Genomic DNA, 16,912 nt, shown 5'->3' on the forward strand with positions numbered 1-16,912 from the left:
GCCGTCCGCCTCCGGACGTCGCTGACATGCCGCAGACTCGCGACCTTTCACTCGAATCCCTGCTCGAACGCCTTACGCCCACGCCGGCCGGCTGGCTCGCCGACTATCGCGGCGTGACGTTGCGCAGCGTGTACCAACCCGTGCTGTCGATCACGCACAAGCGCGTCGTCGGCTACGAAGCGCTGCTGCGTGTTGCCGACGCGAACGGCCGGGCCATTTCGCCCAGCGCGCTATTCGACCGCGCACGCGGCGAGGCGGAAGCGCTGTTGCTCGACCGCCTCGCCCGTTGCCTGCATACGGCCAATTTCGTCGCGCAAGGCATCGGCGACGGCTGGCTGTTCCTGAACGTGACGCCGCGCGTGCTCGACTCGGGCCTCGTGCAACGCGAGTTCGTCGAGGCGCTGTGCCATCACTACGCACTGCCACCAAACCGCATCGTGCTCGAAGTCGTCGAGCAGCCGTCGCGCGACGAAGCCGAACTCGCGCGCACGATCGACATGATCCAGCATCGCGACTTCCTGATCGCGATCGACGATTTCGGCACCGGGTTCTCGAACTTCGACCGCGTGTGGCGTGCGAGGCCCGACATCGTCAAGCTCGATCGTTCGCTGATCGCGCGCGCGACCTGGGCGGCCGAGGATCGCCGCATCATCCATCACCTCGTATCGATGCTGCATCAGGCGGGCGCGATGGTGCTCGCCGAAGGCGTCGAAAGCGACGACGCGCTGCAGGCGCTGATGGAAGCGGACATCGATTTCGTGCAGGGCTTCCGGTTCGGTCAGCCCGATCCGTCGATCGCGCGCGCGAGCGCGTCAGTGCCCGCGATGCTCGACGCCGCGTGGTCGCGCTTCATCGCACGCCATCACACGCCGGCGTCGGCCGTGCAACCGGGCTTCGACGCGATCGAACGGCTGGTGCTCGCCGGCGCGGCCGCGTTCGCCGCGACCGGCAACCTGCAGGACGCCGCGCAGCGCGTGCTCGTCGTACCGTCCGCGCGCCGCGTGTTCGTCACGGACGAGATCGGCGAACAGTTCCTGCCGTCGATCAGCGCGCCGGCCGCCAACCAGAGCACGGCCGCCACCCGTCTCGCCCCGCTGTTTCCGGAAACGCACAGCAACTGGTCGCGTCGCCCGTACTTCCAGCGCGCGATCGCCGCGCCCGGCCGCGTCGCACTGATGGGGCCGCACTTCTCGCTGACGGAAGGCCGCGACTGCTACACGGCCGCCGTCGCCACCCGTGCGCACGATCGGCTCGTCGTGTTCTGCGTCGACTTCGTGCTCGACAGTGCGGGAACGGTGATGCGCTGATGCAACGGTGTCGTCCGGCGCAACCCGCCGGCGTCAGTCGACGACCTTCCCGCGCCCGGATTTCACCGCGCCGCGGCGCGCCTTGTGCTCCAGCCGCCGCTCCTTCGATGCGCGTGTCGGCCGCGTCGCGACGCGCGCACGCGGCGTCACGGCGACGCTGCGGATCAACGCGTCGAGGCGCGCCAGCGCGGCGTCGAGATTCTTCTCCTGCGTGCGGTGTTCCTGCGACTTGATCACGACGACGCCGTCGCGCGTGATGCGCTGGTCCGACAGTGCAAGCAGCCGCTCCTTGAGCAAATCGGGCAGCGACGACGCGCGGATGTCGAACCGCAGGTGAATCGCGCTCGATACCTTGTTGACGTTCTGCCCGCCCGCGCCCTGCGCGCGCACCGCGGTCCATTCGATCTCGGCCGGGTCGAGCGTATAGCGGACCATCATCGCAGTTCCTCCGCACGGCGCCGCGCGAGCGCCTCGTCGATACGCGCGGACAGCCCCGAATCGCGCTGCGTGCGCGTCGCGACGGCCTGCGCAAGCACGCGCCGCGTGCCGATCACCTGCACGCGCGTGCGCGCGCGCGTCACCGCCGTATACACCAGCTCGCGCGTCAGCACGCGGCCGAACGTCGCCGGCAATACGAGCGCCGCCTCGTCGAACTCCGAGCCCTGCGACTTGTGGACGGTCAGCGCGAACGCAGTCTCGTGTGGCGGCAACGCGGCCGGCGACACCGCGCGCGCCGTGCCGTCCGCGCGCTTGAACCACACGCGCAGCACGCCATGCGCATCGGGCAGCGCGATGCCGATGTCGCCGTTGAAGAGCCCGAGCGCGTAATCGTTGCGCGTCACCATGATCGGCCGCCCGGTGAACCAGTGTGCGCCGACCGCGAGCGGCACGCGTGCGGCGCGGCGCACGTGCGCTGCGACGAGCGCATTGACGTGCTCGGCGCCGCGCGACCCGCTGCGCGTCGCGCACAGGATCCGGAACCGGTTGAGCGCGTCGAACAGCGGCAATGGATCGGGCTCGCGCGCGGCGAGCGCGTCGCGCAACGCATCGAGATAGGTGGAGAAACGCTGCGCGAGGCGCTCGACCGTCGCCGCGGCGAGCATGTCGCCGGCATCTTCGTGGAACGACGCAGCGGCCGCGTCGCTCGCCGGCAACGCGTCGAGTGCGTGCTGCACGTCGCCGCGGCGAATCGCGAGCGACAGGCGGCCGATCGGCGAATCGAGCCCGAAGCGGTAATTGTGCTCGAGCCACACCACGCAATCGGCGAGCGGCGCACGCGCATCGGCGGCCAGGGGCACGTCGGCCGCCGGGATGATCGCCGCGGCCGCACACTGCGCATCGCCGCTGTCGAGCGGCGGAACCGCGGCTTCATCGAGCCACGCGAGTTCGTCGGCCTCGATCCATGCGGGCGCGTCGGCCGCGTCGGCCACGTTGGCCGCGTCGCGCGCGATGTCAGCCGCGAACGCGGCGTCCGTCGCCGCGTCGGCGTTGTCGGCGTTGTCGTCAGGCAGCATGTCGAACAGCGACGCTTGCCGGTCGTCCACCCGCGCGCGAGCGGCCGGCCTGCGCACGACTGCCGCGGCAACCGGCGTCGCCGGCGTCGCTGGCGCCGACACGGGTTCGGGCACCGGAAGCGCCGCGGCGAACGCCGCTTCGTCGATGCCGAGCGCCTGCGCGATGCGCGCTCGCGCGGCCGCGCTGAACGACGGCCGCGCGCTCAGCTCGGCAAACACGGCGCCCGCCTCGACCGCGGCAAGCTGGTCCTTGTCGCCGAGCAGCACGAGCCGCGCGCCCGGCGCGAGCGCGTCGAGCAGATGTGCGGCGAGCGCGACGTCGATCATCGACGCCTCGTCGACGACGATCAGGTCGTAGGGCAGCGGGTTGTCCCGATGATGGCGGAAACCCGCCGCACCGCCGCCGCCCAGCAGCCGATGCAGCGTATACGACGTGTCCGGCAGGCGCGCGGCGAGTTCGGGCGGCAGGTCGCCCGCTCGCGCGTGCAGCGCTTCCTGCATCCGCTGGGCGGCCTTGCCGGTCGGCGCGGCGAGCGCGATGCGCAGGCCTGGATGCGCGTCCAGCAGGCATGCGAGCACGCCGACGACCGTGGTCGTCTTGCCGGTGCCGGGGCCGCCGCTGACGATGGTCACGCGGCCCGTCAGCGCGACGATCGCCGCGACGCGCTGCCAGTCCACGTCACCCGTCGCCGGCCCGAAGTAGCGGGCAAGGCGTTCGCGCAATGCGTCGGGCGCGAGCGCATCGTCGGCCACGGCGGTGTCGGCTTGGGCGACCAGTGCATCGGCGAGCCGCCGCTCATAGTCGAAATAACGCGCGAGATAGAGGTGGCCGTGCCGGTCGACGATCAGCGGACGCTCGTCGCCGCGCTCGAGCGTGCCGAACGCGACGACGCCACTCGCCGCGAGCGCCGCGCGCACGTCGGCGAGCGGCTCGTCGTAACGCTGCGCGAGCGCACCGAGCGACACGCAGACATGCCCGCCCGCGGTCGCCCGGCTGGCCGCGAACGCGGCCCGCGCGGCCCAGCGTGCGGCCGCGGCCGGCGCGCCCGCGCGGCGCGCGAGTTCGCCGATCCGGCGCGCGAACCCTTCCGCCAGCGCGATGCCGAAATCAGCCGGTTCGGGCAGGCGTGCGACGAGGCCGCCGGTGAACGCGAGCGTATCGTCGGGCGTGCTCATGCGCGGCCTCCTTCCATCATCCGGTCGAGCGCGTCGACGAGTTCGCGCGCGGGCCGCCGCGCATGCACGCCGGCCGGCGCGCCATCGCTGCGCCACGCCGGCCGCACGCCGCGCACGAACAGGTACAGATAGCCCGCGATGTGCGTGTCGTAGTCGTAGTCGCGCACACGGCCGCGCAGGTAGCGATGCAACGCGACCGTATAGAGCAGCGCCTGCAGGTGGTACGCGTGATCGGCCATGGCCGCGTCGAGCGCGCGCGGGCCGTACGCATCCGGCGTACTGCCGAGATGGTTCGATTTCCAGTCGACGATCCAGAACCGGCCGTCATGTTCGACGATCATGTCGATGAAGCCCTTGATGAAACCGGCGAGCACGCTCGCGTCCAGCGCGACGTCCGGATAACCGTGCGCGACGAGCAGCCGCCGCAGCGCGGTCAGGTCCAGCGACGGCGCCGGAAACAGGAAGCCCATTTCGTCGAGCCGCTTCGCCGGATCGAGATCGGCAAGGCGCATGCCTGGCACGAGTTCCGTGCGCACGACGTCGTCGACGAGCCGCGCCATCATCGCCGGCAGCCGCTCGCCGAGCTCGGGCTCGGCCTCGACGGGCCGGTCGTGCAGCGCGCCGAGCGCCGCCGCATGCCACGACGCCGGATCGGTGAAGTCGCTCAGCTCGAACAGGCGGTGCAGGCACTCGCCGGCCGCCGCGCCGCGCGGAAACACGAGAATGTCGTCGTCGGGCGGCACCACCGCCTGCCACGCGTCGACGGCGTCGCCATCGGGCGCGAACGCGGCGAGCGCATCGTGGTCGGGCCGCAGCTCTTCATCGGGCACGGCCGCGACGCCGGCCTCCTCGCGCGCCATCGTCGCAGTCAGCGAACTGAAGCTCGCCATCCGCCACGCATCGCGCAGCACGCGCGACGCGCGACGCGCAGCGAGCGTCTGCGTCGCATCGTGTCCGGCGGCAAGACGCTCGCGATGGGTCGGCACCGGCAACGGTCTGACGCTGACCGGCCCGCCCGCGAGCGCACGCCAGGCCTGGTCGAGCGCGGCATCGTCCGGCGGCTCGTCGAGCCATGCGTCGAATGCGTGGCCGGCGCCGGCCACGAGCCAGTTGAGCACGCTGCGCCGCGCTTCGCGCGTCGAGCGTGACGACACGTACGGCCCCGCGACGAGATAGCACCGGTAGACCGCGCGCGTCAGCGCAACGTAGACGAGCCGTGCGCGCTCCGCCGCCTGCTCGCGCATCACCTGCCGCGCCGCATGCTCGGCGGCCTCGTCGTCGCAACCGTAGTGCAGCACCGCGTCGCCCGCGTCGTCGTGATACTCGCGCGCGTCCGGAAGACCGGACGCCGGCGGCTCGCGCAGCCCGCCATCGTTCAGGAACGGACAGAACACGATCGCGTATTCGAGGCCCTTCGACTTGTGCACGGTCACGATCTGCACGAGATTGCGATCCGACTCGAGGCGCAGCTGCGCTTCCTCGCCGCCGCCGTCGAGCCGCTGCGCGGCGAGCCAGCGCAGCGTCGGCGCGATGCCCGGCTGCGCAGACGCGCGCGCCTGCGTCAGCTCGGCGAGATGATTCACGTCCGTCACGCGGCGCTCGCCGTCGGCGCCCGCCATCAGCCGCTCGGCGATCCGCAGCTCGCGCGTGAACGTGCGCCACATCACCGCGAACCCGCGCTCGCGCCACAGCAACCGATAGCGCGAAAAACGCTCGACCCAGCTCATCGCGTCGGCGCCGTCCATCGACGCATCCGCTGCCGCGCCGCGCGCATCGCCTCCGCCGGCGTCTGCGTCGCCCTGCTCCATCCGCCACAGCGCGCCCGCGTCGAGGCCGAACCAGTCGGACGCGAGCGCCGCACGCAGGCGCCGCAGGTCGCCTGGCGCATCGATCGCCGCTAGCACGCGTTCGAGCTGCTCGGCATCGCCGGTCGAGAATACCGATGCCTGTGCGAGCTCGACACTGCCGATGCCCCACGTCGCCAGCACGCGCTTCACGAGGCTGCCCTGCCGGTGCGTCTGCACGAGCACCGCGATATCGCCCGGCGACAGCGGCGTGTCGCCAAGCCGGACGCGGCCGTCGCGCGCGCCGCGCATCAAGCGCGCGATCTCGGCCGCGCACGCCTGCGCGGCCTGCGCTTGCGCATCGCGCTTGAGCCGCGTGTCGTCACCGCCCGGCAGCGTCCAGATCCGGAAGTCGCCGGGCTGGCCCGACTGGTCCGTATCGGTCTCGTCGGCGAGCGGCGCGCGCACGCGCGTGCCCGCGCGCACCGGGTAATAGTCGAGCCCGTCGAGCACGAACGCGCGCGGGTTCGACAGGAAGAACCGGTTGCATGCGTCGACGATCGCCGGCGTCGACCGCTGGTTGACCGCGAGCGTGTAGCACGCGCTCGCCCGCGCGCGCGCCGCCAGATACGTATGCAGATCGGCCGCGCGGAAACTGTAGATCGCCTGCTTCGGATCGCCGACGAGGAACAGCGGCCCGCCGGGCGCGAAGATCCGGTCGAAGATCGCGAACTGCAGCGGATCGGTGTCCTGGAACTCGTCGATCAGCGCGGCCGGATAGCGCGCGCGCAGCGTATCGGCAAGCCACGGGTGCGCGTGCAATGCGTCGTGCAGGTTCGCGAGCAGGTCGTCGAACGACACGACGCGCCGCGTGCGCTTGCGTTCGGCCAGCTCGCGCGGCGCGTCCTCGAGCCATGCGGCGATCAGCGCGAGCCAGCGCGCGCGCTGCGCGGCCTCGGCGGCGGCCACCGCCGCATCGAGCGCGTCGGCGACGTCGAAGAACGGATGCCCGGGTGTCGCGCCGCCTTTCTTCGTCGCCTTCACGAGTGCCGTGCGCGTCAGCTTCAGTGCGGCTTTCGGCAACGCGGCGCTTGCGTCGGACTGCGCGAAATGCGCAGCCCACGCGGCGAGCGCGTCGGCAACCGCTTCCGGCTTGTGCGAGCGCTGGTTGAGCGCAGGCTGCGCGGCGCGCAGCAGCGCGTCGATCGCGTCGCGTTCGGCGGACCAGATCCGAGCCGCCTCCGCAAAGCACTCGGCCGCCGCCGCTTCCGCCGATGCGTCAGGCTCCGTGACGCCGTCCCAGCGCAGCGCGGCGAGCGGCTTCTTCAGCCGGCGCGCGAGCTGCGCGTCGAGCGCGGCGGGCCCGGCGCCCGATTCGACAAGCCACGCTGCGAAGCCCGGCCAGCGTGCGGCCATCGGCTCGACGCGCGTGCGCCAGAAATCCGCGGCGAGCTCGAAACGCAGCGACGCGTCGTCGGCTTCCATCTCGAACGCGAATGGCATCGCGGCCGCGAACGGCGCCTCCTGCAACGCGCGCTGGCAGAACGCGTGGATCGTGTGGATCGCGGCCTGGTCGAACGCCCGAAGCGCGCGCCGGATCCGCTTCGCGGCCGTCTCCGGATCGAGCATGCCGCCGTCGCCGAGCGTCGTTTCGACGAGGCGCGCGATGAACGGATCGCCGCCGTCGTCGCCCGTGTCGAGCGCATGCGCAAGCTGCGCGAGGCGGCCGCGGATCCGCTCGTGCAGCTCGGCGGTCGCCGCTTTCGTGAAGGTCACGACGAGGATCTGGTCTGCGCCGAGATCCTTTTCGAGCAGCAGGCGCACGTACAGCGCGCAGATGTTCCACGTCTTGCCGGTGCCCGCCGACGCCTCGATCTGGTTGACGCCGTCGAGCGGACACGCGAACACGTCGAGCTCGAGCGCCGCGAGCGGATGCGATGTACCGCTCATGACGCGTCCCTCAGATGTTCGACGAGCGGCTCGAACACGAGCCGGGCGAGCGTGCCGAACGGTTCGTCGAGCGACGGGTTCGCGCCGCGCCACGCGATCGCAATGGCGGGATCGTCGGCTTCGCTCACGACCCGGTCGTTGATCCAGACACTTGCCGCCTTGGCCTCGCTGTCGGTCACCCGGGCCCACGCGCTGCGCGGGAAGAAGCGCAGCGGCATGCGCCGGCCCGCGCGGAACAGCGCGGCAAGCGGCGCGAGGTGCGCGAGCGGCGCCGCGACGGGCGTGAGCTCGAATGCGCCGCCGCTGCCGAACCACAGCGTGCGGCGCGGCCCGTCCGGCACCACCGCGCAATAGACGAGATGCGCGAGCCACGCGGACAGGTAATCCCGCGCGCTCGGCCGCGCATAGCGGTAGATGACCTGGCCCGCGGCCGTCAGCCGGTTCAGCGTGCCGTGCAGCGCGAGCGGCGCGCTCACCGCATCACGCGCGAGCGCCGCATCGTCGGCGCCGAACAGCGGCTGCTCCGTATCGGGCCAGACCGGCGTGACTTCGAGCGAAAACGGCAGCCGCTCAGCGCCGTCGGCAAGCGCGCGCCGCACGTTTGCCGCCAGTTGCGTCAGCGACCCGAGCGCCTGGTCGCGCCAGACCGCGCCCGTCGCGCCGCCCGGCAGTTCCGGGCTCGCGTCCGCGATGCGCAGCGCGTGATCGCGCGCGGCCGCTTCGCCCGACTCGATCAGCAGCGGCAGCACGCGCTCGGCGAGCGCGTCGCTGCCCGCGAAGTCGAGCGCGAACGGCTCGGTGTCGAGCAGCTCCGCCTGCGCATCCGCGAGCACGATGCCGAGACGCTCGCGCAGCAGCGCGCGCGCCGGGTGGCGCCAGAAGCGCTCGAAGTCGGCGAACGCGACCGGCTCGACGGGCTCGGCCGGCAACGGCCGCGCGAAAAACGCCGCGTCGCGCGCGCCGCCGCCCGGCTGCTCGGCCGCCAGCAGCGTCGCGAGCGACGCCCGTTCCGCGTCGTACGAGAACAGCGGCCCGTCGGGCTGGAAATAGGCGGCCGCGAACGGTTGCAGCGGATGCTCGACGACGAACGAACGGCGCGCGGCGTCAACGTCGTCCGGCGCGGCGTCGGGACCGGCCGCGACGAGCGCGAGATGGTCGAGCAGTTCGTCGACGAGCGCGGCCGGCGGCAGCGGCGCGTTGTCGCGAATGCTGCGCCCCGTATAGGCGATCAGCAGCCGGTCGCGCGCGCCGAGCAGCAGGTCGAGGAACAGGTTGCGCTCGTCGTCGCGCCGCTGCCGGTCGCCGAGCTTCGGCAGCACGGCCATCAGGTCGAACTCGTCCGCGCGCGCGAGACTCGGCAGCACGCCGTCGTCCATCCCGAGCAGGCACACGACCCGGTACGGCAGCCCGCGCAGGCTCGTCAGCGACGAGAACGTCACGCCGCCCCACGGCACGCCGCCGCGGGCCGGATCGTCGAGCGCGGCCGCGAGCCCCGCGCGCACGACCGCGGCGGGCAGCGCCTGCTCGGGCGCGCCTTCCGCCATCGCGGCCAGCAGCGCGTCGAGCGCGTCGCGCACGCCCGCGAGCGCATCGGCATGCGCGGCGCCGGAATCGAAGAAGCGTGCGAGCGTGTCGGCAAACAGCTCGCTCCACGCACGCGGCGCGTGCGGCTCCCCGACCCGCCTCGCGAAGCCGTCGAGATCGTCGGTGAAACGCGCGAGACGGCCGAGCAGCTCGGCCTCGCTGCCCGTCGCCGCCTCGATCGGCAGCCATGCGCCGACCGGCGCCGCGCCGTCGGGCATCGCGTAACCGAGAAAGAGGCGCGCGAGCGCATCCGAAAACGTGTGGCGCGGCTGCGGCACCGCCGCGTCATCGCTCGCTTGCGGCGCAAGCCCGCGCCGCGCGCCGGCGGCCGCGAGCCAGGTCTGCACCGTTTCGAGCGCGGCCGCGTCGATCCCGTAGCGCGCGGCCACCGCATCGACGCGCAGCCATTCGATCAGCTCCGGCGCGCCGACCTGGCGCTCCGGCAGCGCGAGCCAGTCGAGCAGCACGCGCGCGACGGGGTTCGCCTGCGACGGCGGCAGGCCCGTGATCCGGTACGGCACGCGCGCGCCGCCCGGGCCGGCCGTGCCGAATACCGCGTCGATCAACGGCCCCGCCGCCGCGAGGTCGGCCACCGCGACCAGCACGTCGGACGGCCGCAGGCTGTCGTCGGCATCGAACCATGCAAGCAGGCGGTCGTGCAGCACCTCGAGCTGGCGCGCGAGGCTGTGGCAGATGTGCACTTCGATTCCGTGTTCCACGGGCGGTGCGCCGAGATCCGCTTCGGGCTGCAGGTCGAGGATCGCGTTCTGGATCCGCGCGAGCCAGGTCGGCGCGGGATTCCCGACGTAGTACGACGCATCGCCCGACGCCGCGCTTTCGGTCAGCTCGTGCAGCATGTGCAGTTGCGCCTGCGTCTGGCGGCCCCATTCGGCGAGCAGCGGATGGCCGACTTCCTGGTAGTCGAGCCGCCCGGCCGCGTCGAGCGCCTCCGCGTGCGCGGCGGTCACGATGTCGAACCAGAACTCGCGGCACGGGTTGAGCGCGTAGATCCGCACGTCGATCCAGCGCGACAGCTCGCGCAGCAGCGCGACGTGCAGCGGCGGCATCGTCGGCAGTGCGAACACGCTGACCGATTCCGGCCAGTCCAAGCGCGCGACCGTGTCGAGATCGAGATGGCGCGCTTCGCCGAGAAAGCGGTGCGCGGGCGGCGTGCCGCTGTCGCTCAGCTCCGCGAGCAGCGCACGCCACAGCGCGGCCTGCCAGCGCTCGTCGTCGCGCGCCGCATCGCTGACGCCGCGCGGCGCACCGTCGCCCGCGAGGACCGAGTCGCCCGCCTGCCACGCGGCCAGCCACTCGGGACGATAGGTCAGGTAGTGATCGAGCACCGTCGCGACGCGCTGCGCGAGTTCGTAGCGCATCGCGTCGTCGGACGCGGACAGATACGCGGCGAGCCGCGGCGACGCAAGCCACGGCGCGTCGCCCTGCCCGCCGGCAAGCAGCCGGTAGCAGCGCCATACGAGGCGCTCTGGCGCGAACGGCGAACGCTTCGGCACCGTCATCACGCGGCCGATCTGCGCCCACAGCCACTGCGCGAGATAGGTGAACTCGACGTTCGCGCACACGCCGTGGCGCTCGGCGATGTCGAGTTCGAGACGGCGGCGCAGCGCCGCGCTTGGCACGATGATCTGCTGCGGCGCCCACGGCCCTTCGCGGGCCGGGAATGCGGCGAGATCGTCGAGCAGCGCATCGGCCAGCGTTTCGTGACGGTTCGAATAAAAGAGGTGGAGCATGAAACTGACGTCGAAGCGTCGCGCCGGCCGGGCCGGGCGAACGGAAGCACCAAGGATAGCAAACGACCGCCGCCGCGCGTATCCGCCGAACGGCCAGGGTCGGCTCATCTACGGGAGGCAAGGTCTTCGGCAGCGCGAAATACGATAGACTCGTCGCCAGTCCGGACGCCGCCCTGGCGTCGTCGTCAGCCATTCAGCCCATCGATGCGCTATTCCGTCGAAATCAGAAAGTTTTTTTACAGCCAGTATTTTTTCGGCGGCCTGCGGATCGCGGTCGGCGTCTCGTTGCCGGCCGTGCTGTGCCTGATCGTGTTCCACAACCGCGAGCTCGGCTTCACGATCTCGACCGGCGCGCTCGGCGCGTGCGTCGTCGACATGCCGGGCCCGCTCAAGTACAAGCACAACGAAATGCTCGCGTGCAGCGTGATCGGCTTTCTCGCCGCGCTCGCGACGGGGCTCGCTACGCCGAACATCTTCGCGCTGTGGCTGACGATCGTGCCGCTCACGTTCGTGCTGTCGCTGATCGTCGTCTACGGCAATCGCTGGCCGCAGATCAGCTTCGCGACGCTGTTCATGATGGTGATGACGCTCGAGGAGAAGCTCACGCCGCTGCAGGCGTTCATCAATGCGGGCTGGATTCTCGCGGGCGGCCTCTGGTACACGTACTGGGCGACCGTCGTGTCGCAATGGCAGGCACGCCGGATCGAGCAGCAGGCGCTCGCCGAGAGCCTGTTCGCGTGCGCCGACTACCTGCTCGCGCGCGCGGCGTTCTACGACCTCGACGCCGATCTCGACGAGTGCTACCGCAATCTCGTCGCGAAGCAGATCACTGCGGTCGAGACGCAGGAAACCGCGCGCGACATCGTGCTGCGCAACCTGCCGAAGCTGCGGCGCGGCAAGCTCGACCCAGGCCGCGTGACGATGTACAACCTGTTCATCAACAGCGTCGACCTGCACGAGCTGTTCGTCGGCGCGCACACCGACTACCCGCTCGTGCGCAACACGTTCGGCGGCTCCGATCTCATCATTTTCTATCGCGACCTGATCCGCAAGGCGGCCGCCGACCTCGAGGAGATCGGCCTCGCGGTGCTCGAGAACCGCGCGCCGCATTCACGGATCAGCGTGAAAGCCGAATTGCGCGCGATCGAGTACGAGATCGAGCTGATGCGCAAGAAGAACTTCCCGACCACCAACGCGGAAGCATACGCGGCGGTGCTTGCGACGTTCCGGCGCATCTGGAGCGCGACGCGCCTGATCGAGCGGATGCGGCGCAACCTGTCCGGCCGCGCCGATCCGCAGCAGACCGAGCTGAAGATCGACAAGGCGCTCACGCGCTTCCTGCAGCGCCGCCGGATGTCGCCGCTGCTGATCTTCTCGAACCTGAACATGCGCTCGCCGAGCTTCCGGCACGCGCTGCGCGTGACGATTGCGGTCGCGGTCGGCTTCTGGCTCGGGCGACTGCTGCCGCTCACCAATGCCTACTGGATCGTGATGACGAGCATCATCATCCTGAAGCCCGGCTATTCGCTGACCAAGCAGCGCAACGTGCAACGTATCGTCGGCACGCTGATCGGCTGCGCGGCGAGCCTCGCGCTGATCTACACGGTCAAGAATCCGCACCTGCTGATCGTGATGATGTTCGGCTCGATGGTGATGAGCTACAGCCTGCTGCTGTTCAACTACGCGGCGAGCGTCGTGTTCACGTCGTCGTACGTGCTGCTGATGTTCCACCTGCTCGCGCCGGGCAACATGCGCATCATCGGCGAGCGCGCGATCGACACCGTGGTCGGCTGCATGATCGCGATCGCCGCGAGCCGGCTGTTCCCGTACTGGGAGTACCGGCTGATGGGCAAGCTCGTCACCGACGTGCTGAGCTCGACCCGCAAGTACTTCGAGGCCGCGTGGCGCGTCGGACGCAGCGGGCGCGCGCCGGCCGTGTCCGAGGCCGCGATGCGGGGCCCCGACGGCGCGGCCGTCGTGCCGGTCGTCGCGGCCGCGGTCGAGGTGCCCGCGGCCAGCCTCGATAGCGACTACCCGTATCGCCTCGCGCGCAAGAACGTGCACATCGCGTTCGCGAACCTCGGCCAGGCATTCCAGCGGATGATGATCGAGCCGAAGGCGCACCAGCGTTTCGTGCCGGAGCTGAACGACCTGCTCGTGCAGACGCACGTGCTCGGCGCGCAGATCACGGCCGCCGCGCCGCTGATCCGCAATGCTTGCTCGGCCGACGGCGGCCCGGCCAATCCGGCCAATCCCGCCGTTCCAGCCCCGAACCACGCGGACGCGCTGCAGCGCGGCCTCGCCGCCGTGCTCGACAACCTCGAGAAGGCCGAGGCCGGCGAGCCGCCGCCCGCGCACCAGCTCGAGGCGACCCGGCAGATCACGCGCGATCTCGACGCGATGGTCGTCGCCGCCGAGCAGTCCGGCTCGGTAAGCGCCGAGCGCACGCACGACCTGAAGGTGCTCGCGCACCAGTGCAAGCAGATGCTCGCGTCGTCGCTGCTGATCCGCAAGGATGCGAGCGTGATCCGCTTGCCCGCATGACGCCGCGGGGGCCCGCGGGCGCCCGCTTGCCCCCGCGCCTCTGTTCCGACGGACCGCAACCATGCATCGCACCGGGCGGCACGCCGCCGCCCCGCTTCCCCTTGCCGCTTCCGCGCGTTGCGCCAGTCAGGGATTCCCTGATTCCGCGCGACGCGCGTCGCTTGGTATCATTCGTCCGATTTCAAGTTGTATAGACAACTTCGATTCGACCGGACCGGCCCCGCTCGCCCGGTCCATCGCAATAACCATATCGGAGACTCGATGAAGAACTTGCAGCGCCACCTGAGCGCGCGGCACATCCGCTTTCTCGCGCTGGGCTCGGCGATCGGCACCGGCCTGTTCTACGGCTCGGCGTCCGCGATCCAGCTCGCGGGCCCGGCGGTGATCCTCGCCTACATCCTCGGCGGTGCAGCCGTCTACATGGTGATGCGCGCGCTCGGCGAAATGGCCGTGCGCGAGCCCGTCGCCGGTTCGTTCGGCCATTACGCGACCGAGAACCTCGGCCCGTTCGCGGGCTTCGTCACCGGCTGGACCTATACGCTGGAAATGGTGATCGTCGCGATCGCGGACATCACCGCGTTCGGCATCTACATGGGCTTCTGGTTTCCGGGCGTGCCGCAGTGGATCTGGGTGCTCGGCGTCGTGACGGTGATCTGCGGGCTGAACCTGTGCCACGTGAAGGTGTTCGGCGAGCTCGAGTTCTGGCTGTCGATCATCAAGGTCGGCGCGATCGTCGCCATGATCGGCGGCGGCGTCGCGATCCTCGCGACCGGCATGCATCTCGGCCACGCGGCCGACGCGCCGTCGCTCGCGAACCTGTGGAACCACGGCGGCTTCCTGCCGAACGGAATCGGCGGGCTGATCGCGTCGCTGTCGGTCGTGATCTTCGCGTACGGCGGCATCGAGGTGATCGGGATGAGCGCCGGCGAGGCGAAGGACCCCGAGCGCGTGATCCCGCGCGCGATCAACGCGGTGCCCGCGCGGATCCTGCTGTTCTACGTGCTGACGATGATCGTGCTGATGTCGATCAGCCCGTGGACGGGTGTCGGCAACGACGGCAGCCCGTTCGTGCAGATCTTCTCGGCGCTCGGCGTGAAATCGGCTGCGACGATCCTCAACCTCGTCGTGATCAGCGCGGCGATCTCGGCGATCAACAGCGACATCTTCGGCGCGGGCCGCATGATGTTCGGGATGGCGCAGCAAGGCCAGGCGCCGCGCGTGCTGATGTCGACGTCGCGCCACGGCGTGCCGTGGGTCACGGTGCTCGTGATGGCCGGCGCGCTGTTCGTCGGCGTGCTGCTCAACTACCTGATGCCGAAGGACGTGTTCCTGGTGGTCGCGGCGATCGCGACGTTCGCGACGGTGTGGGTGTGGCTGATGATCCTGCTGTCGCAGGTCGCGATGCGGCGGCGCCTGCCGGCAGCCGAAGTCGCGGCATTGAAGTTCAAGGTGCCGCTGTGGCCGGTCGCGCCGGCGCTGACGATCGCGTTCATGGGCCTCGTGATCGTGATGCTCGGCTGGTTCGACGACACGCGCATCGCGCTGTATGTCGGCGCCGCGTGGCTCGTGCTGCTCGCGGCCGTCTTCTTCGTCCGGATCCGCCCGAAATTCGCTCCTGCGTCACGTTGACGCAAACGCGCGGCGCGCCGACTCCGGTGCCCGCGCGTCGCTTCTGTCGGGGCCGGACCGGTCCCGGGCACGCGAATCCCGCCGCTCCCGGCCGGATTCGCGTTGTTGTTTCGGTGGTCCGGTAGCCCGACAGTCCGGCGGCTCGACGCGTCTCGCGCGTGCGCCGCCGCGACGTCAGTGCGCGGTCGACGCGCTCGTCGCTTCGGCCGGATGGGCCTCGTCGTACGCGCGCTTCTCCGAGATCGCGTTGTACAGGATCGTCCCGATCACGATCGACACGGCCACGACGATCAGGATGCCCACGTTGCGTACCGGATTCTTCTTGCGCTGATCGTTCATGGTGCGGCCCTGCTCCGTCAAATTCATCGAAGCGGGCATTTTACGCGCTTGCGCGCACCTTGCCGAAACTCTCCCTTCGCGCTCCGTCCCCCCTTCTACACACGCCTGCCAGGGCTCGCCGCAAGCTTTCATTTGATAATCGTTCCCATTTCGATCTAGAATCCGAAATCTTTCATTGTGTAATGTTCCGGGTTGCTCGAGCGGCAGGCGCGCCCCGGAACACCCATTAGCCCGCCTGCCTCATCGGAGCCTCCATGTCGCCTTCGCGCACCCGCCTGCTTCCGCTCGTCAGCGCCCTCGCCGTGTCCACCGCCGCGTTCGCGCCGCTTGCCCATGCCGCCGACGAAGTCAGCCTGTACACCACCCGCGAGCCGAAGCTGATCCAGCCGCTCATCGACGCGTTCACGAAACAGAGCGGCGTCAAGGTCAACACCGTGTTCGTGAAGGACGGCCTGCTCGAACGCGTGAAGGCGGAAGGCGGCCAGTCGCCGGCCGACGTGCTGATGACGGTCGACATCGGCAACCTGCTCGACCTCGTCGACGGCGGGCTCACGCAGCCGGTCCGCTCGAAGGCGCTCGACGACGCGATTCCCGCGAACCTGCGCGGCGCGCAGGGCGACTGGTACGCGCTGTCGCTGCGCGACCGCGTGCTGTACGTCGAGAAGGACCTGAAGGTCGACGCGTTCCGCTACGAAGATCTCGCCGATCCGAAATGGAAAGGCAAGGTGTGCATCCGCTCGGGCCAGCATCCGTACAACACTGCGCTCGTCGCCGCGATGATCGCGCACGACGGCGAGGCCGCCACCGAGAAGTGGCTGCGCGGCGTGAAGGCAAACCTCGCGCGCAAGGCGACAGGCGGCGACCGCGACGTCGCACGCGACATCCTCGGCGGCATCTGCGACGTCGGGCTCGCGAACGCGTACTACGTCGGCCACATGAAGAACGCCGAGCCTGGCTCCGACGCGCGCAAATGGGGCGACGCGATCAAGGTCGTGCGGCCGACCTTCGCGAACGAAAAGAGCGGCGGCACGCACGTGAACATCAGCGGCGCGGCGGTCGCGAAGCACGCGCCGCACAAGGCCAACGCGGTCAGGCTGCTCGAATACCTCGTATCGCCCGACGCGCAGACGCTGTACGCGCAGGCGAACTACGAGTATCCGGTGCGTGCGAACGTGAAGCTCGACCCGGTCGTCGCGAGCTTCGGCCCGCTGAAGGTCGATCCGCTGCCGCTCGCGGAGATCGCGAAGTATCGCAAGCAGGCAAGCCAGCTCGTCGACAAGGTCGGCTTTGACAACTGACACAACTGGCCCGACTGCCCCAACTGCCCCGACCGA

General features: G+C 70.4%; 9 protein-coding genes. 4 read left to right on the top strand and 5 right to left on the bottom strand.

What is annotated here, in order from left to right:
• Positions 1-26: 26 nt before the first annotated feature.
• Positions 27-1,307, top strand: a complete 1,281-nt coding sequence (locus tag DID96_RS08825; protein WP_124598978.1) for an EAL domain-containing protein — start codon at positions 27-29, stop codon at positions 1,305-1,307.
• 33 nt (positions 1,308-1,340) lie between these two features.
• On the opposite strand, the gene arfB is transcribed toward DID96_RS08825, so the two are convergent.
• The 4 genes from arfB to recC are packed head-to-tail and all read right to left on the bottom strand — an operon-like array spanning position 1,341 to position 11,066.
• The gene (gene arfB / locus DID96_RS08830) at positions 1,341-1,745 is read right to left on the bottom strand and encodes an alternative ribosome rescue aminoacyl-tRNA hydrolase ArfB (protein WP_124598979.1); all 405 of its coding nucleotides are present in this window, start codon (positions 1,743-1,745) and stop codon (positions 1,341-1,343) included.
• On the bottom strand, positions 1,742-3,997 hold the full coding sequence (locus DID96_RS08835) for an AAA family ATPase (protein ID WP_124598980.1): 2,256 nt from the start codon (positions 3,995-3,997) through the stop codon (positions 1,742-1,744). Before DID96_RS08835 ends, arfB begins: the two co-directional genes overlap by 4 nt.
• The gene (gene recB / locus DID96_RS08840) at positions 3,994-7,731 is read right to left on the bottom strand and encodes an exodeoxyribonuclease V subunit beta (protein WP_124598981.1); all 3,738 of its coding nucleotides are present in this window, start codon (positions 7,729-7,731) and stop codon (positions 3,994-3,996) included. The genes DID96_RS08835 and recB overlap by 4 nt, the downstream gene beginning before the upstream one ends.
• A complete protein-coding gene (gene recC, locus DID96_RS08845) occupies positions 7,728-11,066 on the bottom strand; it encodes an exodeoxyribonuclease V subunit gamma (protein ID WP_124598982.1) in 3,339 nt (1,112 codons plus the stop codon). The genes recB and recC overlap by 4 nt, the downstream gene beginning before the upstream one ends.
• A 204-nt stretch (positions 11,067-11,270) precedes the next feature.
• Between recC and DID96_RS08850 the strand changes: the two genes are divergently transcribed.
• Entirely contained in the window at positions 11,271-13,610 is a 2,340-nt protein-coding gene (locus DID96_RS08850; RefSeq protein ID WP_124598983.1) for an FUSC family membrane protein, read from the top strand.
• Positions 13,611-13,871: 261 nt separating this feature from the next.
• Entirely contained in the window at positions 13,872-15,239 is a 1,368-nt protein-coding gene (locus DID96_RS08855) for an amino acid permease (protein WP_124598984.1), read from the top strand.
• A gap of 174 nt (positions 15,240-15,413) precedes the next feature.
• Here the strand turns inward: DID96_RS08855 and DID96_RS38220 are convergent, their stop codons facing one another.
• Positions 15,414-15,578 carry a hypothetical protein gene (locus tag DID96_RS38220; protein WP_185732203.1) on the bottom strand — a complete coding sequence of 55 codons (165 nt, stop codon included), beginning with the start codon at positions 15,576-15,578 and terminating at the stop codon, positions 15,414-15,416.
• A 254-nt stretch (positions 15,579-15,832) separates the two neighbouring features.
• On the opposite strand from DID96_RS38220, the gene DID96_RS08860 reads away from it, so the two are divergent.
• Positions 15,833-16,876, top strand: coding sequence for a Fe(3+) ABC transporter substrate-binding protein (locus DID96_RS08860; RefSeq protein WP_124598985.1), 1,044 nt, complete (start codon positions 15,833-15,835; stop codon positions 16,874-16,876).
• The last annotated feature ends 36 nt before the right edge of the window (positions 16,877-16,912 follow it).

The sequence above is a fragment of the Burkholderia sp. Bp8963 genome, from assembly GCF_003854275.1.
GTDB lineage: Bacteria > Pseudomonadota > Gammaproteobacteria > Burkholderiales > Burkholderiaceae > Burkholderia.